24 protein-coding genes are annotated in these 23,120 nt (G+C 36.9%); 6 read left to right on the top strand and 18 right to left on the bottom strand.

Features of this window, described 5'->3' with window-relative positions; translation table 11 throughout:
• Positions 1-5: 5 nt before the first annotated feature.
• From ACFFHF_RS20375 to ACFFHF_RS20340, 8 genes are all read right to left on the bottom strand, one after another.
• The gene (locus tag ACFFHF_RS20375) at positions 6-515 is read right to left on the bottom strand and encodes an LURP-one-related family protein (RefSeq protein WP_340904067.1); all 510 of its coding nucleotides are present in this window, start codon (positions 513-515) and stop codon (positions 6-8) included.
• A gap of 498 nt (positions 516-1,013) precedes the next feature.
• A complete protein-coding gene (locus tag ACFFHF_RS20370; protein WP_160547083.1) occupies positions 1,014-1,538 on the bottom strand; it encodes a type 1 glutamine amidotransferase domain-containing protein in 525 nt (174 codons plus the stop codon).
• Positions 1,539-1,560: 22 nt separating this feature from the next.
• Complete coding sequence (locus ACFFHF_RS20365; RefSeq protein WP_160547082.1) at positions 1,561-2,280, bottom strand: DsbA family protein; 720 nt, start codon at positions 2,278-2,280, stop codon at positions 1,561-1,563.
• 162 nt (positions 2,281-2,442) lie between these two features.
• Positions 2,443-3,357 (bottom strand): DUF1002 domain-containing protein, encoded by a 915-nt coding sequence (locus ACFFHF_RS20360; protein WP_160547081.1) that lies wholly within the window; start codon positions 3,355-3,357, stop codon positions 2,443-2,445.
• A gap of 71 nt (positions 3,358-3,428) precedes the next feature.
• Entirely contained in the window at positions 3,429-4,001 is a 573-nt protein-coding gene (locus tag ACFFHF_RS20355; RefSeq protein WP_160547080.1) for a branched-chain amino acid aminotransferase, read from the bottom strand.
• A gap of 37 nt (positions 4,002-4,038) precedes the next feature.
• Positions 4,039-4,794, bottom strand: a complete 756-nt coding sequence (locus ACFFHF_RS20350; RefSeq protein WP_160547079.1) for an exodeoxyribonuclease III — start codon at positions 4,792-4,794, stop codon at positions 4,039-4,041.
• A 98-nt stretch (positions 4,795-4,892) separates the two neighbouring features.
• On the bottom strand, positions 4,893-5,807 hold the full coding sequence (locus ACFFHF_RS20345) for a CBASS cGAMP-activated phospholipase (protein WP_160547078.1): 915 nt from the start codon (positions 5,805-5,807) through the stop codon (positions 4,893-4,895).
• 81 nt (positions 5,808-5,888) lie between these two features.
• The gene (locus tag ACFFHF_RS20340; protein ID WP_160547077.1) at positions 5,889-6,182 is read right to left on the bottom strand and encodes a putative quinol monooxygenase; all 294 of its coding nucleotides are present in this window, start codon (positions 6,180-6,182) and stop codon (positions 5,889-5,891) included.
• A 79-nt stretch (positions 6,183-6,261) separates the two neighbouring features.
• Here ACFFHF_RS20340 and ACFFHF_RS20335 point away from each other — a divergent pair, with 79 nt between their 5' ends.
• On the top strand, positions 6,262-6,696 hold the full coding sequence (locus ACFFHF_RS20335) for a hypothetical protein (RefSeq protein ID WP_160547076.1): 435 nt from the start codon (positions 6,262-6,264) through the stop codon (positions 6,694-6,696).
• Between the two features lie 26 nt (positions 6,697-6,722).
• Here ACFFHF_RS20335 and dacB read toward each other — a convergent pair whose 3' ends face one another.
• On the bottom strand, positions 6,723-8,204 hold the full coding sequence (gene dacB, locus ACFFHF_RS20330; protein ID WP_160547075.1) for a D-alanyl-D-alanine carboxypeptidase/D-alanyl-D-alanine endopeptidase: 1,482 nt from the start codon (positions 8,202-8,204) through the stop codon (positions 6,723-6,725).
• 69 nt (positions 8,205-8,273) lie between these two features.
• Positions 8,274-8,750: an SDR family NAD(P)-dependent oxidoreductase gene (locus tag ACFFHF_RS20325; protein WP_377058917.1), complete on the bottom strand. Its 477-nt coding sequence runs from the start codon at positions 8,748-8,750 to the stop codon at positions 8,274-8,276.
• 227 nt (positions 8,751-8,977) lie between these two features.
• Here ACFFHF_RS20325 and ACFFHF_RS20320 point away from each other — a divergent pair, with 227 nt between their 5' ends.
• On the top strand, positions 8,978-9,460 hold the full coding sequence (locus tag ACFFHF_RS20320; protein ID WP_119710614.1) for a ribonuclease H-like YkuK family protein: 483 nt from the start codon (positions 8,978-8,980) through the stop codon (positions 9,458-9,460).
• A gap of 3 nt (positions 9,461-9,463) precedes the next feature.
• Here the strand turns inward: ACFFHF_RS20320 and ACFFHF_RS20315 are convergent, their stop codons facing one another.
• Positions 9,464-12,019, bottom strand: coding sequence for a helicase-related protein (locus tag ACFFHF_RS20315; protein ID WP_377058915.1), 2,556 nt, complete (start codon positions 12,017-12,019; stop codon positions 9,464-9,466).
• A gap of 236 nt (positions 12,020-12,255) precedes the next feature.
• On the opposite strand from ACFFHF_RS20315, the gene ACFFHF_RS20310 reads away from it, so the two are divergent.
• The 4 genes from ACFFHF_RS20310 (at position 12,256) to ACFFHF_RS20295 (ending at position 15,040) form a co-directional block, all read left to right on the top strand.
• Positions 12,256-12,516, top strand: a complete 261-nt coding sequence (locus ACFFHF_RS20310; protein ID WP_340904075.1) for a DUF2533 family protein — start codon at positions 12,256-12,258, stop codon at positions 12,514-12,516.
• 135 nt (positions 12,517-12,651) lie between these two features.
• Complete coding sequence (locus ACFFHF_RS20305) at positions 12,652-13,188, top strand: MerR family transcriptional regulator (RefSeq protein WP_160547072.1); 537 nt, start codon at positions 12,652-12,654, stop codon at positions 13,186-13,188.
• Between the two features lie 221 nt (positions 13,189-13,409).
• Entirely contained in the window at positions 13,410-14,027 is a 618-nt protein-coding gene (locus ACFFHF_RS20300) for a DUF47 domain-containing protein (protein WP_377058914.1), read from the top strand.
• 14 nt (positions 14,028-14,041) lie between these two features.
• Positions 14,042-15,040 (top strand): inorganic phosphate transporter, encoded by a 999-nt coding sequence (locus tag ACFFHF_RS20295; RefSeq protein WP_160547070.1) that lies wholly within the window; start codon positions 14,042-14,044, stop codon positions 15,038-15,040.
• Positions 15,041-15,078: 38 nt separating this feature from the next.
• Here the strand turns inward: ACFFHF_RS20295 and ACFFHF_RS20290 are convergent, their stop codons facing one another.
• The 7 genes from ACFFHF_RS20290 to ACFFHF_RS20260 all read right to left on the bottom strand — a co-directional run bounded on the left by ACFFHF_RS20290 (position 15,079) and on the right by ACFFHF_RS20260 (position 23,117).
• Positions 15,079-15,273 (bottom strand): hypothetical protein, encoded by a 195-nt coding sequence (locus ACFFHF_RS20290; protein ID WP_160547069.1) that lies wholly within the window; start codon positions 15,271-15,273, stop codon positions 15,079-15,081.
• A 126-nt stretch (positions 15,274-15,399) separates the two neighbouring features.
• Positions 15,400-16,371 carry a VOC family protein gene (locus ACFFHF_RS20285; RefSeq protein ID WP_160547068.1) on the bottom strand — a complete coding sequence of 324 codons (972 nt, stop codon included), beginning with the start codon at positions 16,369-16,371 and terminating at the stop codon, positions 15,400-15,402.
• A 257-nt stretch (positions 16,372-16,628) separates the two neighbouring features.
• Positions 16,629-18,812 (bottom strand): AAA domain-containing protein, encoded by a 2,184-nt coding sequence (locus ACFFHF_RS20280; RefSeq protein ID WP_377058913.1) that lies wholly within the window; start codon positions 18,810-18,812, stop codon positions 16,629-16,631.
• A gap of 95 nt (positions 18,813-18,907) precedes the next feature.
• Positions 18,908-19,951 carry a glycosyltransferase family 2 protein gene (locus tag ACFFHF_RS20275; protein ID WP_160547067.1) on the bottom strand — a complete coding sequence of 348 codons (1,044 nt, stop codon included), beginning with the start codon at positions 19,949-19,951 and terminating at the stop codon, positions 18,908-18,910.
• 20 nt (positions 19,952-19,971) lie between these two features.
• A complete protein-coding gene (locus ACFFHF_RS20270; protein WP_160547100.1) occupies positions 19,972-21,612 on the bottom strand; it encodes a DUF6044 family protein in 1,641 nt (546 codons plus the stop codon).
• 143 nt (positions 21,613-21,755) lie between these two features.
• Positions 21,756-22,448: a CAP domain-containing protein gene (locus ACFFHF_RS20265; protein WP_160547099.1), complete on the bottom strand. Its 693-nt coding sequence runs from the start codon at positions 22,446-22,448 to the stop codon at positions 21,756-21,758.
• A gap of 504 nt (positions 22,449-22,952) precedes the next feature.
• Complete coding sequence (locus ACFFHF_RS20260) at positions 22,953-23,117, bottom strand: hypothetical protein (protein ID WP_377058912.1); 165 nt, start codon at positions 23,115-23,117, stop codon at positions 22,953-22,955.
• Between the last annotated feature and the right edge of the window lie 3 nt (positions 23,118-23,120).

The following is a 23,120-nucleotide window of genomic DNA, read 5'->3' as shown; positions in this document are numbered from 1 at the left end:
CTAGATTATGTTGCGGCATTTGATGAGTTATTACGCTTTTGCATAGCGTTTACACCCATGATAACAGCTATTAATTCTGGTGAAGTTAACGTATTAGAGAGATTGTCTAATTCGTAAGCGGCAGATGAAAAGATGCCACTTACTTTTTTAAATGTCGCAATCACTGTTTCGTCTGACTCTCGTTTGATCACATAGTCCTTTGAAAACAATTCAGAGTCGATGAAAAACGTGTCCCGATCATATGCCTCATACAAATATTTTTTTGAGAAGAAAGCAAATTTCTCCTTTAACTTTCCTAACTCAGTACCTTCTTGATCTAATATTCTCCAATGGATACTTAGCATCGGGAATTTTCCACTCACTAAAACTTCATGTTTTCCATTCAAAATATCTACAGACGAAGAAAACATACTTTTAAGATCAATCTCTCCAATCTTTTCTTCCTCTTCCGTTAAAATATCTGTCTTCCCTGTAGAAAAGAATGAATCGGAAAAATACAGTTTCTTTTGGTTCACCAGAACTCCCCCTTACTGCTTTTAACTTATCTTATATACGGGGCAATGTTTAAAAAGATTCAGATCATTAATATTAGCAATAGTAAAAACTGACCGGTTAGATGTGCGTTGTGATACGGAGATATTTCGGCAGGCAGGTCCGAGTCACCATCCTCCGCTCCAACTAAATGGGATAAAATTTAATTTAGTTCTCCTTACTAATACCTTGAATCTGAAGGCATTAAATCTAATTTTTGTTCCCTCATTCCACTAATTTCTGGAATCTGAAGGCACTAAATCTAATTTTTTCCCTCATTCTACTAATTTTTGGAATCCGAAGGCACTAAATCTAATTTTTGTTCCCTCATTCTACTAATTTCTGGAATTCTAAGGTCCTAAACTTCAATTCAGCTCCCCCATTCCAACCTATCTCCAAATATTGATATTAAAGAAAACAGACAAAAGGTCCCAAGAGCTCATGCTCCCGAGACCTTTTACTAAGTCTGTAATGAGTGGTGACTATTTACTAGCTAAAACAGCTATAAATTCTCTCATATAGTCAGGTAAATCTGGTGGACGGCGACTAGAGATTATATGTCCATCCACGATAACTGGAACATCCACCCACTCAGCTCCCGCATTGATCATATCATCTTTAATTCCCGGAGTACTTGTTACCTTTCGGCCTGATAAGATTTTTGCAGAGATTAATACCCATCCTGCGTGACAGATTTGGCCAATCGGTTTTTCTGCCTGATCCATAGAACGAACCATGCTGAGAATCGATTCAAATCTTCTTAATAAATCCGGTGACCATCCACCTGGAACAAGAATGGCATCGTAATCGTCTGGGTTAATATCTGCAAAGGCCCGATCTGATTTAATAGGAACTCCATATTTCCCGATATACGTTTCTCCAGCTTTTTCTCCTACAATATCAACGATGGCCCCTTCTTCACGAAGTCGCAAAACAGGATACCATAATTCTAAGTCCTCGAAGTCATTGCTAACCAACTGGATGATTTTTTTCCCTTCTAACTTCAATTTCCTCACTCCTTATATCCATTTACTTCTCTGGAATCTCACAAGAATCATCTGTACAAACTCCCGCCTCATCTGAAGACAGATTTTGAAGCGGGCTAATAGCGTTCTCCTCTTCCCAAACCTTTTCTAACGCATTTTTAAATGTTTCCAAAGGCTGTGCTCCGGAAATACCATATTTATTATTCACAACAAAGAATGGTACGCCTGTTATTTTGTACTGCTGTGCCATCGTTTCATCGATACGAACATCATTCGCATAAAGAGTGTTATCGTCTAATACTTTCATTACTTCCACTCTTCCAATACCCACACTTTCAGCAATTTCTACTAATACGTCTTTTTTAGATAACTGTTTGTTCTCCGTAAAATAAGCATACAAAAGCTTTTCAGTCAGTTCCTTTTCTTTTCCTACCGTCTGAGCATACTTAGCTAAACGGTGAGCATCAAAGGTATTACTTGGCATCATATCGTCAAAGCGAAATTGTAAGCCGACAGAAGCTGCTTGCTTCGCCATGTTTTCATTTGCTCGTTTCGCTTCTTCCACATTCATTCCATATTTCTTAGCCAATGCCTCATGAATTTTCATAGTTGGATCTAACGGCGAGTTAGGATCCAATTCGAATGCTTTAAACTCTACCTCTACTTGGTCTTTATGTTGAAATTGATTAATCGCTTCCTCTAATCTTCTTTTTCCAATATAACAAAATGGACAAACGAAATCTGACCATACTTCAATCTTCATAGAAACCCCACCTACAACATAATTTACTTGCATATGAACCATAGTTTGCAACAAGAAACCGTAATTAAACGCTCTTGTGATTCGTTAATTGTACCCCTCCCACATTTCGCTGTAAATCATTCTGCTCACATGAAAAAATCCCACCATAGTGGGATTCAAAATTTATGAAAACAAGCTCTTCAAACTATCAATAAACGACTTAAAGAAATTAGCTATGGTGTCCAAAAACCCTTTATTTTCACTAATTGCATTCTCAATACGATTTTGGATATCCTTTGATAGATCTTCTAGCTGTGATTGAACATTATCAAAATTAATATTGAGATTACGCATTTTTTCAAAAAGGTCAATTAGTAGCTGGCGATCTTCTGCAGTTAATTGAACATTTAAGGTTTGGAGCTTCTCGTCAATCAATTGCTCCAATTCTTCCTTTGTTGCTGGTTTTTGTTCGGCAATTTCTTTTTTTATTTCTGTTAGCAGCTCACTTACCTTATCTTCATCGAGCCCTTCTTTTTTTGCTAGATCTGTAGCTAGCGTTAGTTCTTCATTCGCTACTTCCGTACGTTCTTGATTCAACTCTGTCCCTTTACCCTCGTCGTATGCTTTATAAATACCAACTAGAGCAGAGTGTCCACTTACCTTAACAGGTGATGCTACATCTACAATTGCGTCCTCAATTCCCGCAGTTAATAGAGCATTGGCATACATTTCACTCGTTACTTCTGTAATGTTTTCTGGTGTAACTTGGTTAATAACCAGGCCTTCTCCTTTATCCTTACGTGTAATCTTTGCGGAGGAGTACATATTTGAGTTTTTATCTCCATCAATATAATAAACAAGGTCTTCCCCTGTTACAGTAATTTCTGTTACTTTACTAGTATCTTTTATCTCAAGCAGGTCTCTTACCTCTGCTTTCTGACTGTCGGACAAGGCTTCACCATATACAACAATCGGAAGACCAAATTTTTCATTAATACTTTCCTCATCATTTGAATCAGTTGAGGCATAAACCATTTGATTTGAACTGACCACTACAAAAGCTAGGGCAACCATACAAATCCATTTTAACAGCTTCATTTTATTTCCTCCTAAGTGGGTAAGCATGTACTCTCTATCCTATGTTCTTGACTAATTAATATTTCATTAAATTAAATCGTTTGAACAAATGAAAAGATAAATGAGTATACCAATTGGTAAGCCTCCGCAACGGTCATATCCTCACGAAAACCTGGAAGTGTATGTAGGGAAAAATTGATATTCCAAATGCCTTCTTGCGCGTCAAACATTAAGTCTACAGGTTCTTCAGGATCTTCTGAGTGTTCCGTAAAATAGTCTCTAAGCTTTGAGGAATACTTCTTTTGAATTTTTAGACCGAGCATCACATCGTATGTTTTAAATAAGTCGTCAACTTCAAAGGAAATCGCATCGATTCCAATTAACGTAAACCATTTCGATTCCATATAAAGAAACTCATTCATATGTTCCTTAAAATACGTAATCGGCTCATTTAAGAAGTTCGCATTTTCCTCTCCCAGAAATTCTTCTGTTTCCTTATTTGAGCGTTCCATATATGCATCGTGAAATCTAGATTTCCCATCAATTTTGACAACTTCCGTATCAGAGTTGGTTAGTCCATTGTTTATGACAAAATCGTATTCCTCTGGATACAATTCAACTTTGCTTTGATTTTTAATTAAATTCTGTAATGATTCTTTTAACATGAGAGAATCCTCCTAAAGTAATTGCTATATTCAGTTTTTACAAACTCACTTCAATACATACCGGGCAGTGGTCACTTCCCATGACATCGCAATGAATCTGTGAGTCTATTAAATTCGGAGCAATCCTATTTGATAAAATGAAATAATCAATACGCCATCCGATGTTCCTTTCTCGGACCTTACTCATATATGACCACCAAGTATACGTATCTTTTTGTTCTGGATATAAATAGCGGAAGGAGTCCACAAAGCCAGAGCTTAGTAGGTTGGACATCTTACCTCTTTCTTCTATCGTAAAACCAGAGTTTCCGATATTGCTCTTTGGATTTTTTAAATCAATCTCTTCATGGGCCACATTTAAATCCCCACAATAGATAACCGGTTTTTTCTTATCTAGATGAGTTAAGTAGTCAGATAATTCATCTTCCCATTGCAAACGGAGGGGCAATCTAGCTAAATCACGTTGTGAATTTGGTGTATACACATTTACTACGTAGAAATTTTCATACTCAAGGGTAATAATTCGCCCTTCTGACTGCGATTCATGTTCACCCACACCATATGAAACAGAGAGTGGTTTATGTTTTGTGAAGATAGCTGTGCCTGAGTAACCTTTTTTTTCTGCATAATTCCAAAATTGATAATAACCGTCTAACTGTAAATCAATTTGACCTTCTTGCAGCTTCGTTTCTTGTAACGAAAAGAAATCTGCATTCATTTCATTAAAATAGTCTAAAAAGCCTTTTTTAACACAAGCTCTTAAACCATTCACATTCCAAGATATAAACTTCATCTATTTTTCTCCTCTATTTAAATCTGAGGCTCATTTTACTATAATTTAAATCGTCTGTCCAAAATGAAAAAAGGATGCACGTTTCTGCATCCTTATTTTTAGTTTTGTAAAAATCCCAGAATTTCCTGTTTTTTCTCTTTATATACTTGCCGACCTAATTCAATAAGCCAGTCAATTGTCTCTACTTGGTCAAAAGGAACTTCCTTACCTAAATCCGTATTTAATCGTAAGTAGTTATCTCCAAGTAAATGTTGACACTGATATGAGATGGATTCCGATGATAAATGGAGGGCAAGGTCCAAAAGCTTTGGTGTAAAGGTCATCGTATGTAACCGGAAAGGCATCCAATGCTTTATGCCCCATAAATGAGATTTTTTAGAATTAAAATTGATTTTTTGTTGACCAAGTCCAATTGACAATATTTTTATTTGTCCCATTTCTAATTCGTAATGGTTTATGGCTTCCGTAATACATACGAGTGACGGATTGTTGGCCCAGAGACCTCCATCAATGGTAATGACTTCATTATTAATATTGTTAGGTGGAAAGTAGATAGGAGCAGAACATGAGGATAATACAGCATCCCAAAGCTTAATATGATCATTTTCGCCTTTCTCATGAACAGCATAATGCGAACGATGAACATATGGTTTCCCTTCCGTTACATTGACTGCAGGAATTAAAAGTGGAATTCCTACTTCAGCAAGAGATTTCTCCTTGAATGCTTTTTGTATAAAGCGGCGTAGATCTCGATCACTATAAATACTGCGAAACAAGCCTATTCTTGCTTTCCGTTTGAAAATTCTTCTTCCATAGTGGCGGTACCCTTCGAGGAGTTCATCCATTTCCCTTTTTACAGCAATGGAAGCAGCTATGATTGAGCCTGTACTTGTACCCGCAACAAGGTCAATGGAATCTCGAATGCTCATTCCTATATCCTTTTCTAATTCCTGAAGAATAGCAACTGCAAATACCCCTCGAATTCCTCCACCATCAATACATAACATCTTCATGTTTTCACCTTTCCTCCATTCTTCTTAACTTCCCCAAACAAAAAAAAAACAACCAATTACATGATTGTTTTTCATTAAATATTAATTTTTTTTAGTTGCTTCAAAAACAGACACAACAGGTGGAGCCGCAAGATAGGTTGAGCTTACCTTCCCCCAGTCTTTATAGTGCGGAGTTTCATTATGAAACTTAATCGCATCCATGTCTTTCCATTCCTCTAATACGACAAATGTATTAGTATCAGTGGTTAACTCATATAGTTCATAACGAATATTTCCCTCTTCCGCTTGCGAACCCTCAACCAACGGCTTAACCACTTCCAAAAATTCTTCACGTTTTTCTGACTTTATTTTTAAATGTGCATGAATAATATTCATCAAGAATGCCTCCTTTTTCAACTTCTTTTATTTTAGCAAAATTTCGGTTAAATTGGGAATAATAGTTATGAGGTGATGCATGATGAAAATAAAAACTCTAGTTATTGGTTTCGTATTTTTCCTTCTAGCTCCACTTGCTAGTTTTGCCGAGCAAAAACCAGTTGAGATTTTTGATATCGAAGAAGGAAAAGTCGTCCAGGAGAGTCCGGCAACTTCTGATATTCAAAAGGAAACAGAAAAGATCATTAAAAGTATTTCAGGCGTGTACACAAATCTTGATCCACTCCCCAAAAAAGGTGTAATGGTCAAGATACCTCTAGATCCACCCGTCACGGTTAAAAATGAATGGTTCAATGATTTTGTCAATGAGGCTGTTCTTATTTTCTCATATGAGGAGGAAGAGCCATATATCCTCATTTGGGATGATGAAAACCATCCTCACTTTTACACTATTAAAGCCTCAACAGAAAAGTTAATGAAGTTATTAAAGTTTCAACCCAAAGAAAAGGAATAGAACCTAGGGCTCCTTCCCTAGGTTCTTTATTGATTCGCTAATATTGCTATCATTCGGTCTTCTACTTTTTTTGCTTTTTCTTCATCCATCACATTATTTATTAGAATAGAAAATATCATGTTGCCCTTTGATTTCGTTTTTACATAACCGGATATGGAGCTTACTGTCGTTAATGTTCCGGTTTTTGCCACAACATTCCCTACTAAAGGTTCTTGATTCATCCGATACCGTAATGTTCCACCTACCAGTTTTTCCTTTGCTCCAGCTACTGGCAAGGCACCATAATAGCTTGGAAACCAGCTCTTTGTTTGTATAGAGAACAACAGCTTCGTGAGTTCATTCGGTTGTACTAAATTCACATGAGAAATCCCTGAACCATCTCTTATCACTTGGTTGGTAAAGTCCATTCCATATGGGGTTAGCTTCTCATTCATAACAGCTAATCCTGCTTCAAAACTACCCGTTCCTTTTTTATACTTCCCCATTTCCTTCACCAATAGCTCACCGTGTCCATTATTGCTAAGCTTCATAAAAGGCACTAATAACTCTCTTAGTGAGATCGATTTGTGCTCGTCAATTAAACGCGCATTACTTGGTGTCACTCCTAGGCGGAATCCTTTATCCACTTGGATACCCACTTTTTTTAACTCCTCATCAAAAACATGTACAACATACTTACTAGCATCAAAAACCGCTATCCACTCACTTTCACTTGTAGCACCTTGAGGAATCTGACCAGAAATCGTGATCGTATTGGTAGAGTGATCTCTAGTGAACGTAAGATCCTCTTTACTATCTTTTGCGCTTGTTATTGCTTCATTTACAACCTGAACATATGTATTTTCTGGCCTCATCGTAAAGCTTACTTTTTCTCCTACCTTTTTTGCAGGCTTTACTTCTAGTGCTACTGTACCCGCATCATAATCCTGATCAGGCGATAAAGTTAATGCAGATATTTCTGCGCCATAATAGGCTTCTTCATCACTCCATGGCATATCAATGGAATAACGAATGTCATCATACCTTGTATCGTCTCCAAGGATCTGTCCACCAATACTTTTTATTCCGATCTCTTTGAGGCTTTGAGCAAAAGCTTGTAAATCAGATTGCTGTAGGGTAGGGTCCCCACCCCCCTGTATAATTACATCACCCTTTAGCACTCCTTTTTCAATCCTTCCATTTACAAAAAGTTTAGTAGAGAAGGTATAGTTTTCTCCCAGTACTTCTAAGGCACTAGCCGCTGTGATTAACTTTAAATTGGAAGCAGGCCGAAGTCTTGTTGATCCCAGATGATCATATATTACTTCACCTGTTTGTTGGTTTCTAATACTAACACCTACTATCGCTCCGGTTAATAGTGGCTCTTCATTAATAAATGAATCCAATTGCTGACTAAGAACAGAGCCTTGAGTATTTGCTTTTACATGAGGAGCAGTAGCAGTGAGAGCAGGTAAAACCCCTGTAAATAGTAGACTTAAGACGATCACTTTAATTTTATTCTGGTACAATATCTCTGCTCCTTTATGAATCGTTTCAGTCCTACTAATATATGTTACAGAAATTCAATCTATGTAAATCTACTCTATTTTTTTCATTACCATACGCTCCCAAAGCCTCCATGGAAAACAGCTTTTTATGAACAAAGTAAACTTTACCCCTTTCCCAATTGGGTACCTTAGCTTAGTCGAGGATTGTTGAGAGATTTCTGCTCCGAACACATTCGTTTCAAACTGCTGTCGATACTCATTGATCGGTATCTCTTCAGAAAACCCAGCGCCAGCATAACCTGCATTATTGACCAACACATCTACTCGTCCAAGCTCTCTAAGTTTCTCTTTAAATACTAGTAAAGAATGATCATTTGTTACATCCAAAGAAAAGACCTCTACAAGTTTTGCAACCTTTGCTTCTCCTACCCTCTCTAGTAAAGCAAACCTTTTATCTACATTCCTCATTGTCGCAACTACATAATAATTCTGCTTAGCTAGCTCAATACTTGTTAGCATGCCAAAACCACTTGATGCACCTGTAACAATGGCTATTTTTTTACCGATCATAAATGTCCCCCATTCCCTTTATATCGCTTATTTTAACAAAAAAAGCCAAGGACCCCTTCATAGGAACCTTGACCATTTTTATCCTAAATATTTATAGAAAAAGAAAGATGACAACTTCCTCGAGTATAAGCCATATACTTTTCTAAGAGCATGCGAAAGTAGGTGGCGGTTTGTCTCACAATCAAAAGGACATATTTCTGTTTCAAAACCTTCAAGAAAATCACATGTCATTTGAAGATATATTTGAAAGAATAATTACGTTTATGCAGCTTCACCCCAGTGGAAACTACCGACTAATGGTTGGAACAGACTCTCAGGTTCATCATAATCGTACCCTTTTTATTAGTGGAGTTGTTATTCAAAACATCGGTAAAGGTGCCTGGGCCTGTATTCGAAAGGTTGTAGAACCTAGGGAAATGAAACAGCTCCATGAGCGGATTTCCTATGAAACGACTCTTACCGAAAGAATTGTCTCCCTTTTTACCGAAGCGCATAAAAATCGTCTGATCGATATCGTTCTCCCCCATATATACCATGGTGCCTCATTTACAATGGAAGGACATATTGATATCGGTTCAGGACAGCGAAACAAAACCCGTGAATACGTAGAAGAAATGGTCACAAGAATCGAATCCATGGGTTTTGAACCTAAGATCAAACCTGACTCCTTTGTTGCCTCCAGCTACGCGAATCGTTATACAAAATAATCACTATGACCGTTTATAGCGTGCTGCATGGCATTGGTCACAAATTGGAAAATCATAATTCCAGGGCAAATGACGTCCACAACTACGGCATCTTTTTGCAAAAGAACCAACATCTGTTTGAAGCTTTTCATGGACCTCGTCACTCAACTCATCCCTTACTCTTTCCCAATAAATTGCCTCCGTTCTCCGATCTAAGCGATATAAAAACAATAAATGTAATCCTAATTTCTTATACGATAACTCGAGGTCCTCCAAAGTTCGCTTTTTAATATTTGGCTCTGGCAGGTCTTCGTTATTAATGATTGCAAAAATGGTCTCATACCATTGCTGAATTAAAGCATGCTCCCTTGAAGCAAACGGAAGATGTAAAAATCCATATAAATCCTGTAAAGAAAGACGTGCTTCAATTTCAGTTCCCTTTACGATTTCGTAAAGCTCCCGCTCTTCAGCTAAGCTTGCCTTTTCCGTCCCCCTTGGATTTTTAAAGCGATCCCATAATTCAAAAAATGTACCAAGGTCACGATAATACGTTTGAAACCTTTCTAACACACCGCTTGTAGGTGCAATCGCAAAAGTATGAACAGGTTCATCTTCTTGTTCTAGTTTCCTTCTCATAAGCCGGATATCCTTAGTAAATGCCACTTTACCAACATCATAAATACCTTTTCTGCCTGCCCTCCCTGCAATTTGCTTAATTTCCTGTGAAGTTAAAAGCCTTCTTCTTGTGCCATCAAATTTCTCATTTTCTAAAAATACAATTCGACGTATTGGTAAATTAAGACCCATCCCAATTGCATCCGTTGATACGATGACCTTTGACTTTCCTTCAATGAACTGTTGAATTTGTTTCTTTCTTGTCTCAGGAGGCATGCTACCATAAATCACACTGACTGAATGACGATCATTTTGAAGTCTTGATGCCGTTTCTAACACTCTTCGTCGAGAAAAACAAATTAATGCATCTCCCTTTCGTACATGTTTGATGGAAAATTCATTACCCTCCACCTCAAGTGGGATGTCTCGTTTATATTCATGAATTTCCGTTTTTGATTCTCCTAGTAATTGCAAAATCATATTTTTTGAATTTCTGCTGCCTATGATATGAACTTCCCGAGCCCTTGCCTTCGTAATCGCCTTAAACCATGAAAATCCTCTATCCTTATCAGTAATCATTTGAGCTTCATCAATGACAATACAATCATATCGATCTTTTTCATGGAACATTTCAACGGTTGAAGCAATGTGGCTTGCTCCTGGAGTCAATTTCTCTTCTTCTCCTGTTTTTAATGAACAAGGTATGCCTTCCGCATTTAATTTATCGTAAACCTCAAGTGCAAGAAGTCTAAGTGGTCCAAGGTAGAGTCCGCTTGTTGCTCTTTTCATTCTTTCAAGAGCATGATGTGTTTTACCTGTATTTGTTTCTCCTACATGGATGACATATTCAACATTTGGATCATAGATCACTCCATATTCCCTACCAAATATATCGTCCATCATCCGTTCTTCTTCTTCAATCTTTCTTTGTCGTTCAGCCTCCTCTTCGGCTTTCCGTTTCTCTCTTTCTGCTTTTTGTTCTTCATATAATTTGCTATGAAAATCAAGATCATAAGGTGTATCCACTGCTTGTAACAAGTGATCAATATATTCATTTTCTAATTCAGAAACCATTTTAGAAAATAGAGACTCAAGCTCTTCTTCCACAAGCTCCTTCATCTTTGATTTCGAAAGTGCTTGCCCGGTTAACTGGATATAATCATTTTTCGTTTCATCATCAAGATTAGTCATTACTTTTGATGGAGCAAGAGATATAAGATTTTTCCAAACAAAGGCACTGTATAAGTCTCCGTAGGTTTCATATTCATAATAAAACCTGCCATCATAATTTGTTTTCTGGATATCCCCTGTTAGCTCATCTAAAAAATAAGAAAGGGACTGTTCATGAAGCTCATCAAAGTTGCCTTCTATTTCAAGCTTCTCTTCAAGCGCATATGTATCGAGCCTTTTATATCTAGGCTTAGATTGAAGGTCTGCTTTCATTTGTAAACCAATTAAATATCTTATATACAAATAAATACTTTGATAGCCGCTTAAAAATACATCCGAAGCCTTTTCCTTTATCGCTTCTAGAACTGATTCCTTTTTTATTAATTTCTGAGTCACTTCTTCTCTTTTTTGTACTTGCTCCATCGTATGATTGTACAAATCATCCCATTTTTCGTATTCCTGAGCGTACGTCTCCTCTAGCCAGTCTGTTACTTTAAATGGTTCATAATCTCTGACCTCTGTTCGGAACAGGTGGTCAATCATTTTTCTAGCCATTCCCTCTGTTTCAATCCCACGGTCCTGTAAAAAATCTCTCTTATCTACTCGGGGAACCTGGTTAGACACTCTTGTAAGCCAAACATTTACCCATATTTGATCCAAATAATGACCTCTTGCACGTAAATACTCCTCAAAGGTAGGCCTCTCTTCCTGTTGCTCAAAAAATGACTCAATATCTTGATGGATCTTCATTTTTGTATGTACAATACTTTCATCATGTATTTTTTGTAATAGCATTTTTCACCCTCCAAATAACCGACTAATCAATTAACCATACCATTAATTCATATTGTTTTAAATCCTATGGCTTTTTATCCTGTTATTGACCTTTGCTTCCTTTCAAAAAAGATGCTATGATTATGTTGCTCCCTCCGAACATTCGCTTGTTGCGGGACACTTAACCATGTACGGACGGAGGGAGTTGGTGTCTGCTTTGCAGGCACCATTTTTAATAACAAAAGGGGCGAATTTCTGTGAGTGTACATAAAGCATTATCTGATCATGCGAAAAAATTAAACGCTATTTTAACCCATTACGCAAATCTTGACCGGGAACGGGAATTCTACATAGAGGAAGCATTATCTCTTTTCGAAAGAGGCCTTCCCTTCACTACCGACAACATTAACTCTATTACAATTGAAATGAACAAACTTTCTAAAAAAATTGAAAATCTTCCACCTCGAAAACTTGTAACCAAGGAAATGGTTGAAGAATATGCAAATAGACGAAAATAAGTGAAGCAGAAGGCCGTGACCTTCTGCTTTTTGTTTTAAAAAATTGCACTTCTTTTGACGAATTAAAAGAAGTTTTGTCGCCGAGATAGGAATTCAATTTTTAAAGACGAACATTACTATAAAGGAGTTGAGAATATGAATATGAATACGAGTTCGGTTGCAAAACAATTAGGTGTTTCTTCAAGTACCGTAAAACGTTGGGTAAAACAATTAAAACTTAACTTAGAGAAAAATGAGATGGGTCATTTCACTTACCGGCAAGAAGACGTTGACCTTTTAATAACCTATAAAGAGCAACAAAACGAAGCTTTACTCGTTTACACTGAGATTTCAGCTGGTAAAGACTATTTACGAAGAGGCACTGTTCATACATCCATGGATGATGAAGATTCGGTTCTTCTTAATCGTATTAAATGTCTAGAGTCCATTGTACAGTCAAAGGCGGACCAGGTCGTGGAATATCAGATACTCCAACATCGAAGAGAAATGGAAGAAATGCAAGCTACCCTCGAAAAACTTGAAGAAAGAATTCGTGAATTAGAAGCTCAGCAAGTATCTCCTTCAACCCTTGTTACTCCTTCTGAACAACCTATAAATATAAAACCCCGAAGAAAGAAAAAACACTGGATTCTACAAAGTCTTTTCCGTTCTTCCACCCAACACAGCTCTTAGCATCTAAGATGTGTTTTTTTTTGTGTTTTTAGAGAGACTAATTACAAAGAATACGAGGGTATGAAAATCAATTATTCAGTTCAGCAAACTTGATATTGTAGAAAAAATGAACGAATTGTGAAAAAACATGTATTTTTTCGACAAAATTCTTTCCTATTTAATAGTTTTCGTATAAAATTAATCTCGTTTGGATGAAGTGATATATAACTGGAGGTTACATAATGGTTTTCAAGAAGAAAGACAAATTTAATACTTTGTTAAGCAGCATTGCACAAAACCTTAAAGATGGTGCAGATTATTTCGCTGATTACAAGTTAAAAAATGTGAGCGATCTAAAAATATTCTCCGAAACATTAAAGGATTATGAAACTAAAGGAGATACATATGTACACGAAGTAATAAAAGAATTAAATAACGCTTTTATTACTCCAATTGAGCGCGAAGATATCCTTGCTTTAGCTATGAGTATGGATGATGTAATCGATGGAATTGAGCATTGTGCAGCTATGTTTGAAATGTACAATATCACTCAAGCTGACGAATTTATGGTGAAGTTTGTAGAGGCTATCAGAAACTGTGCGATTGAAATTCAGCAATCGGTTGAACTGCTTTCAACAAAAAAGCTTCCATCGATTCGTGAACATGCGATCAAAATTAAAGACTATGAGTCAAAATGTGATGGAATCCTTCGTCAGTCAATCAAGCATTTATTTTCAGTAGAAAAAGATCCAATTCGTGTGATTCAATACAAAGAAATTTACGAAGAACTTGAAGAGATTGCTGATAGCTGTCAAGGCGTGGCAAACACACTTGAAACCATCATCATGAAAAATGCATAAGGGGACGTTTTAATATGGATGCATTATTTGTGATAACCATTTTGATAGTAATCGGTGCACTGGCGTTTGACTTTATTAATGGATTCCATGATACAGCAAATGCAATTGCCACATCAGTTTCAACTAAAGCGTTAAAGCCAAGGCATGCAATCATCCTCGCTGCGGTCATGAACTTTGTAGGTGCGATGACATTCACCGGGGTTGCAAAAACGATAACAAAGGATATTGTCGATCCCTTTACATTACAAAACGGTGAGCTTGTCATATTAGCTGCTTTAATTGCAGCGATTTTCTGGAACTTATTAACTTGGTACTATGGAATTCCGAGTAGTTCATCACATGCCATTATTGGATCAATTGCGGGTGCAGCCATTGCAGCTGCAGGTTTCACTTCGCTGAATTATACCGGATTCTTAAAAATCTTGCAGGCATTACTTTTTTCTCCTATTATTGCATTTGTAGCTGGATTTATCGTTTATAGCCTATTTAAGGTGATATTTAAACACAATAACCTAACGAAGACGAATAGAAACTTTCGTACTTTTCAGATTTTCACAGCTGCTCTTCAAGCTTATACACATGGAACAAATGACGCTCAAAAAGCGATGGGGATTATTACGATGGCATTGATTGCCAACGGGTTTACTACTTCTACAGATATCCCTTTCTGGGTTCAATTTTCCTGTGCGTTAGCCATGGGATTAGGAACAAGTGTTGGTGGTTGGAAAATCATCAAGACAGTTGGTGGAAAAATCATGAAAATTAGACCTGTTAATGGAGTAGCAGCTGACTTAACTGGAGCAATGATCATTTTTGGTGCTACTTATATTCACCTACCAGTAAGTACTACACATGTTATTTCGTCTTCTATTCTAGGAGTGGGTGCTTCTCACCGTCTGAAGGGTGTAAAATGGGGTACAGCTCAAAGAATGTTAATTACTTGGGTGATTACCTTACCTATTTCAGCAACTATTGCAGCACTTTGCTATTTTGTTCTTAATATGATTTTTTAATTCAATATAAAAACTTCGAGTTCACGACTCGAAGTTTTTTATATTTTTCTAATATTTTTCTTTTGCTTGTTCATTACCTCATAAGATTTATCAATAATATCAGTAAGCACATCACCTTTATATACTCTACCGATTTTTGTATGTTGCTGATAATACTCTACAATTTCATCGAGTTTTTCTAATGTTTCTTTTGTCACTCGTACATTAAGCTGGACTCTTTTCTCTTCTCCCATCCCTACAACCTTCCTCCTAGTACTTTTTTATCAATCTGCTAGCATTTGCTAACATAATTATATCAGTATAAACAACATTGTCTATCAAAAAAGATGCCCCTTTTTTATGGACATCTTTTAACACTTTTATTCTTTTGTATCTAAAGGCTTTAACTTAGCTTCAATACTACTTCTTTGTGCTTCAAAATATGGAGGAAGAGCGAGACGTTCACCAAGATTCTCAAATGATTCGTCCCCCTCAAAACCTGGACCATCCGTTGCTAATTCAAATAGGATTCCATTAGCCTCTCGAAAATATAAAGACTTAAAGTAGTATCTTTCAACAAATCCTGAGCTAGCAATTCGCAACTCTTTTAAATACTGAACCCACTTTCGCAATTGTTCTTCATTTTCCACTCGGAATGCTACGTGGTGTACACTTCCGCGTCCTGGTCTTTCCACTGGAAGGTCTGACTCTTCAAGGACATGTACTTCGGCTCCAGATCCTCCTAACCCGGTTTCAAATACTGTCACTTTCTTATCTTGAAGCATATAGGTTCCTACTTCTTTAAATCCTAAAACCCGAGATAGAATCAGAGCAGTAGATTCAAGCTTTGCTACGGTCAACATCACAGGGCCCAATCCTATAATCGCATGTTCAACGGGAACTGGGCTTTTCTCCCAAGGTTTTCCCCCTTTAACACCTTGATTATTCTCATCTGATACAAGCATCAATCTTTGCCCTTCGAAATCCTTAAATGCAAGAGATAATCTTTTGTATACGTTTTGTTCTTCGTATTCAATACCTAAGGAATCAAATCTTACCTTCCAATACTGAATCGCAGAATCTGATGGAACACGTAGAGAAGTAGTTGAGATACTATTTGTACCGTATCTTGTTTGACCTGCGTTAGGTATTTCAAAAAACGTCAGATCGGTGCCTGGATTCCCTCGTTCATCTGCATAAAATAAATGATAGACAGACGTATCATCTTGGTTTACGGTTTTTTTCACAAGTCGTAAACCTAGGGTTTTTGTATAAAATTCATAATTTCCCTTTGCATTCGCTGTTATGGCGGATACATGATGATGTCCTTTTAAAGGTAATAACTGCTCCATTATTAGCACTCCCTTATCTTTAATTAAAATATCTCAATTTAAAGGTATTTATTTTATTGTGCATTATTTTGCATCTGATTGCAAATAAATAAATTTTTCTTGTAATAAATGTTAAGACGTGCTATAGTTATGAAGCGATGAGCTGAATTGCATAAGTCGAGAGACGCTCCTTTATTGGAATACACGAATGTGGCGTGTAGTCTCGTCGCCGCAATACGCAGAAAAGACTCCTACGGGGGTCTTTTCTTTTTTTATTCCTATAACTGTGATAAAAAATAGGTGCAAAGCCTTTCTGAATAGACTCGGATAGATATAAATGGTGGCAATGTTCCATTGGTAGCGTCATAAGGTACTCCAACCCAAAGTATCTTCTTATCAATCATGACAAAAGGAAATGGTGGTTGTTTCTCTTCTTGTCTAATAATAAGCTTAACAGAAGAGCCTTGTAGATGCCGGATCCACTCATTTGATAATTCTTTTCCTTTTGGAAGAGAAACGAGAATTTCAGATTTGGCTGACTTTACATCGCTTATCAATTTCTCGAGTTTTTTCGCATGCATCCAGGTTATATGATCATGTTGATTTTTTATCCAGGTACCTATTTGTGCCGAAGTAATAAGCTGTTTGTTACTTTCCTGAAATTCTACTAACTTTCGAAACGTTTTATCTCGGTATACCTTCTGTTTTATGTAATTTCGGTTAGCAAGATGAACAAATTTACCCTTTGTCCTTGTCACTGCTACATTAATTAACCTCTCACTCTCTTTCCCGGTTAATAACATGCTCGGTCTACTTTCAGGAAAGGAATCAACCGTATCAAAAACCATTACTTCCCTTTCACTTCCTTGAAATTTGTGTACCGTTGCAGATAGAATCTCCCCCTTCTGAAGCTGCTGATTGTATAAATCTTGCAACAGTGTATCCATTAGTTCTGCTTGAGCACGGTAAGGAGTCGTATACCCTATATTTTTAGAACCACCCATATATAATTCATGAATGACCTGAAATGAGAGCAAAACCTGTAACAAATTAAATCGCGACCCAGAAGTGGAACGCATACAGTACTCCCCCATATGACTCGTGTCTAATAAAATCGATGCCATCTTTGGAAATGGAGCTCTATTTGCGATTGGCTCTCTTATGGTGTACATACTTTTGTAATCTTTTACAAGACCCAAATAAACAAATTGGTTAGTGAATGCTGAGATATCGGGATGCATTCTCCTTTGTTCCGATAATAAAAATAAATGAGGATGCAACGCCCCCTCTTTCAACCCGTTTACAACTCCAGACTTATGAAACACATCCTCTTTTAACCATTCATTTACTAGCAGGTGATTGGCATGTGCAATAGGTGGTAGCTGTTTAAAGTCACCGCAAACAATGCTTCTTTTCCCTAGAGAAACTGCGAATGCAACTTGCGGGATATATGCCATACTTACCTCGTCTATAATAACCAGATCATATTCCTTTTCATAAATAGCGGGGTCTGAGGCAGCTTTTGCGAGCGTAGTACCAATTACCTCCGCATCTTTTACAAACATCATTTCTTTCGTACGAATTTTATCTAAAACCTGAACTAACTTTTTTTCTACTTCTAAAAGTGTTTGAGAGTCTCTTGCAGAGAAAGAACCTACTAAATCTTTTTTTAGTAAATGCCTCTCCGTTCTCATTTCTTCTCTTTGCTCTGAAAGTTCAGGGTGATGTTTTTTTAATAAATAATCAATAGTTAAAGGAGTATCCTGTAATATTTCACTTACTTGTGATCCATATCGAAGAAGCTCTCCAACCTGGAGCTTATTTTGTTTGTCAACAAATCGCAGGAGCTCTAACATTAACACATCCACAGCTTGGTTACTCTGAGATAACACAAGCACCTTTTTCCCTTTTAAATATTTATTGGCAACAACCCTTGCAAGTGTATAGGTTTTTCCAGTTCCAGGAGGACCCCAAACAAAGGTAATCGGATTATATTTTGACCTGAGCACAAGCTCATGTACATTCGTTTTTATTTTTTCAATCGGATGCAGCGGTACCATACTTGGCTCCATCATTTTTTGAATCCTTGCCCTTTTCTTCTTGCTTGAACGAATGTCTTGAAGTCGATTAATTAATTCGTCTAAAAGTTCCCATGGATCATATTGGAGCATGAGTTCACTTAAGACAGCTCCGATATATTGTTCAAGTTCTATCATCATACTTTTCCCTTCTGATGATAAAACTCGACCAGCTATTTTTCGCTCTCCCCACCATAATGTTACTTTAGACCCAATTGGAATACTCGTTGTAGTTGATGCCGTATTAAAATAATAAATAAAAGGTTCCCTCTCGTTAATCGCGTAGCCATGAGTAAGGCGATACCTTGTGCTACCGTACTTTTTCAAATATGAAATCTCTATTTGTAGTGCTTTTTGCCAAAGTTGTAAATACGTTGCCATCATTGTCTTCCCCTATATTAATAGTAAAAACTCAGAGCTTACACACTGAGTTTTTCCCGAGCTCATATTATAGCTTTTATGGATACAAAAAAATAGGTTTAATTGTTATATTCAGATAAGCTTTGAATGGGTATAGCATCATCCTTGAACAACTCTTGCCCCTCATCAAGTGCAAAGTTTCGTCCGATTGGCAGCTTGAACATATCAATATCAACGATGTATTTTGGACGGCGTTTGGACTCTTTATATATTTTTCCGATATATTCCCCTATTAACCCAATTGCGATTAATTGAAGACCACCAATCAGCCAAATAGAGGTGATAAGGGAAGTCCAGCCAAGCTCTGTATTTCCAAAAAATTTTAAACCTAGAAAATAAAGTGCAAAGAAAAGACTGATAAAAAAAGAAACTAAACCTCCAACGAGAACTAACCGAATCGGAGTAACTGAAAAGGAAGTAATACCATTAAATGCAAACGATAGCATTTTTCGTAAAGGATATTTACTTTCACCTGCTGTTCGTTCTTTTCTTTCATAAAAAACCTTTGTAGATTGAAATCCAAGGAGAGGAATAATTCCCCGTAAAAACATATTCACTTCCTCAAATCCTTGTAGGTACTCTGCTGCACGCTTACTCAATAAACGATAGTCCGCATGGTTATATATAAGCTCTACTCCCATTTTGTTCATTAACTTATAGAATGATTCAGCTGTAAATCTTTTAAAGAATGTATCAGAATCACGCTTCTCCCTTACACCATAGATCACATCATATCCCAACTGATAATTCTCAATAAATTCTCGCATAACATATATATCGTCCTGTAAATCTGCATCAATCGTAATAATAGCGTCCGATGACTCTGTTGCTATGTGAATACCGGCTAATAAAGCATTTTGATGACCTACATTTCTAGACAGTTTGATTCCCTTAATCATTCCGTTCTTTAACGTTTCTTTATATATTAGTTTCCATGTTTGGTCTTTACTGCCGTCATCTACAAACAGTATCTTACTCTTTGGAGAAACTAGCCCATCATCAATCATACTAGTCAACAAGTTGGATAAATCAGAAAAGGTTTTGTGTAAGATTTCTTCTTCATTGTAACAAGGTACAACAATTGTTACGTTTGTTGAGTTCAAAATATGGTCCTCCTAGCTGTTTAATATAATTTGTATAAATAAATGGTCCAAGCAGAGCTGTCCGATTGAAATATTTTTTCAAGCTGCAATTTGTTTTCATCCGCATTTTTAATAGGCAATGCTGAAAATACGTATTCTCCACCTAACTCCTTAATTTTGGATGTCTGAAGCTGCAAATTTTTTAAAGTTTTAGAAGAATTCTTTTTTACCATATAATGCTTTCCCATTTGGGCTGTAAAAATATAGCATCTTCCTCCCCATTCATCGAAATACCTTTTAATTTTTTTATTCTTACTTAATTCCTTTTCAATAATGGTTCGAAATTGATGCTTATAAGTTAAAGGATAAAAGTTATTATACGTATCCAGTGTGTAGAAACCGTTATACTGTGCAATTGCTGGATGAAGGCCAATACTTACCACACGATACTCGTTTACCGGTCTTTCTATATACGCTTTTATGTTCTCAAATTGTTCTGTTGCGTAAAATTGTTTTACGGTTGGCTTTCGATGATTAATGATTTCTTCATTAAAGGCAAATAACAGCATGATCTGTGCAACAAGGATGTAGCGAATATATCCGTTTTTTTGAATGTAGGACTTAATAATGAACAAAGCTTGTGCGAAATTGATATAAATAATAAGCGGTCTAAGAAAGTGAAACCTCGCGAAATTAAAGGTATTCAAAAAATGAAATCTTTCTACGATTGGAGCCCAGCCTTCATAAAACCAAAATGCATACCAAAGGGATAAGAAAAAGTTTAAAACGAATAAGGTAAGATACACTTTATGCTCTTTCCAACTCTTGTTTATTAATACTAAAAAAAGAGCAATAAAGAGAATTGGAAGGATGACTAAACCATGAACGGTCATCACATGTGTATGTCCTAGGATGAAATTCTTAAAAGTTAAGCGAATCACGCGCCATAATGGAAGAGTGGCATGAATATACTCATCTCGACTGTTTGGTTCACCAGCAACGAGGAAGGAGCTAACTAGACGATATTCTACAAGTAAAAAAACCACTGTCATATACATGATAGAAAGAAAAAATCGTATTTGAAGCTTTTTTCTCGTCAAAAGCTCGTAAAACCAAAAGATCCCCATCGCTACCATAAAGAAGAAAAAACCTAATACAAAGCTAGAATAGAATGGTAAGAAAGTAAAAATGATGACGTTTTTCCAAGTTTTCTTTCCACTTCGAACATTAAGGAATGCCCATAATGCCAATGGCATACCAAGTGTACTTAACATCCCTGATGGCCAAAAAGGGGTTAACGCAAAGGCTAATGCAACACCTATACGAATCACCGTATCAGAACTTTTTGGCACATAGTAATCTCGAAGCAATAAGTACATACCAAGAAATGCAAAAATACGTGTGATCGCCTGGCTAATAGCATACGCCGTCATCGTTGGAAGAAAATGATGAAGCCAAACGATTCCACTAAATTCGGTTCCAAAGGCATTTCTAGGCAGTCCATTTATAACTTGTGGGATTACAGCATCAATCTCTCCAAATAGTTCCCCACTACGGGAAAGGACTTTATACCAAGCAAGATTGGAATCCAAGTTATCATGAACTCGTATATGCGCATTTTCTCCTAGAACAAATAAAGGTAGTAAATAAATAGCTATTACTATTAATGCAAATACGAACATTCTTCGCTCAAAAACAGTTGAAGATTTGAACAAACTAGCCACCTCATTCAAAAAAGCTCCATTCCTAACTTTTGCATTATGACCATAATTATTCCATTTTGTTTATTTACCTAAAAAATACCCCCATGATGGGAGCATTCTTACTACTTCTTTATAAACATTTGGGTCCAGTGGTTACCAGCTTCTACATAACCAACGCCAATATGTGAATAGTTACCACTCAAAATGTTTTTACGATGTCCTTCACTATTCATCCATGCCTGGACAACTTCCTCAGGAGTTCTCTGTCCTTTTGCAATGTTCTCTCCAGCACTCTGATACGTAATTCCAAAATCACGCATCATGTCAAATGGAGAGCCGTAAGTTGGACTCGTATGTGAAAAATACCCTTTTTGTTGCATATCACGTGATTTCTCACGAGCTACGTTACTAAGTTTAGTATCAGCTTGAAGCGTAGGTAAACCAGCTTTTTTACGTTCAGCATTTGTTAACTCAATTACTCGCGACTCAATTGAGCTAATGGACCCAGCAGCAGGTGTAGTTTTTGGTGCTGGTGCTTGGTCAGCAGGAGCTGCTTGGTTTTGATTTTGTGTTGGAGCTTGTTGTGGCTGTGTCGCCTGCGGCTGTTGTTGTGTTGGTTGTTGCTGTCCAGCTTGGCCAGTAACAATCTTCCATTGACCTTGCTTAATAATCTGGCTATGTGGATATTTCCCACTTGGTGTACCAGTACTATAAGCATTAGGGTCAATTGTGATAACGCCTGTTTTAATTTTTAATATGTCACCGTTATGTGCTAGTGATTTAGATTTGCCTTGTTCGTTTGATGACCCGTTCATTCCAGCTGCTCCAAAGCCTCGGTTCTCTCCTCGACCTTTTTTCACATACCGATAATCATCGGTTGGGGACGGGTTAGTTCCCACATCTGTACGGCCAATCTCTCTTCCGCCTCGGTAATCGGAGTCCATATGATATTGATGATCTCCTCGACCTAACCGAACTAGAGGATTCATATCAGTATTATTCACTCGTTGAGTTCTGTTTGTTGTATATCTTGATGCTTGGTCACTTGTAAATCCTACATCCGAAGTACCCGTTGTGCGGTTATTAGTATCTTCAGCTGCATTGTTGTTACAAGCAGTAAGCAACATTAAAGAAAAACCTACAGAAAGTAGACGCTTGTTCAATGTAAACCCCTCCTTTTAGTAAATAAGTGTTACATATGTATTGTTTCTTTTTTCGAGACAAAACATAGATGGGAAAAATCGAGAATAAAAATGGCATAAACAAGGAAAAATGACATAAAAAAAGATAACCTTGTTAAAGGCTATCTTAGGTAACTTTTATTTTGATGCTACAGCTGATATGTTTGCAACCAGGTCAATGGTACCTTCTATATCCTGTTTGTTTACTTGATGATGAGTGGTAAACCTAACAGATGTTGGTCCAAAGGTGACAGCTAACACTCCCTGTTTTTCTAATTCATTTACAAATGCTTGAGAGCTCATTTG

The sequence above is a fragment of the Robertmurraya beringensis genome, from assembly GCF_042433785.1.
Taxonomy (GTDB): Bacteria; Bacillota; Bacilli; order Bacillales; family Cytobacillaceae; genus Robertmurraya_A; species Robertmurraya_A beringensis.
The sequence above is the reverse complement of the archived record's forward strand: the minus strand, read 5'-3'. Positions and strand labels throughout refer to the sequence as shown.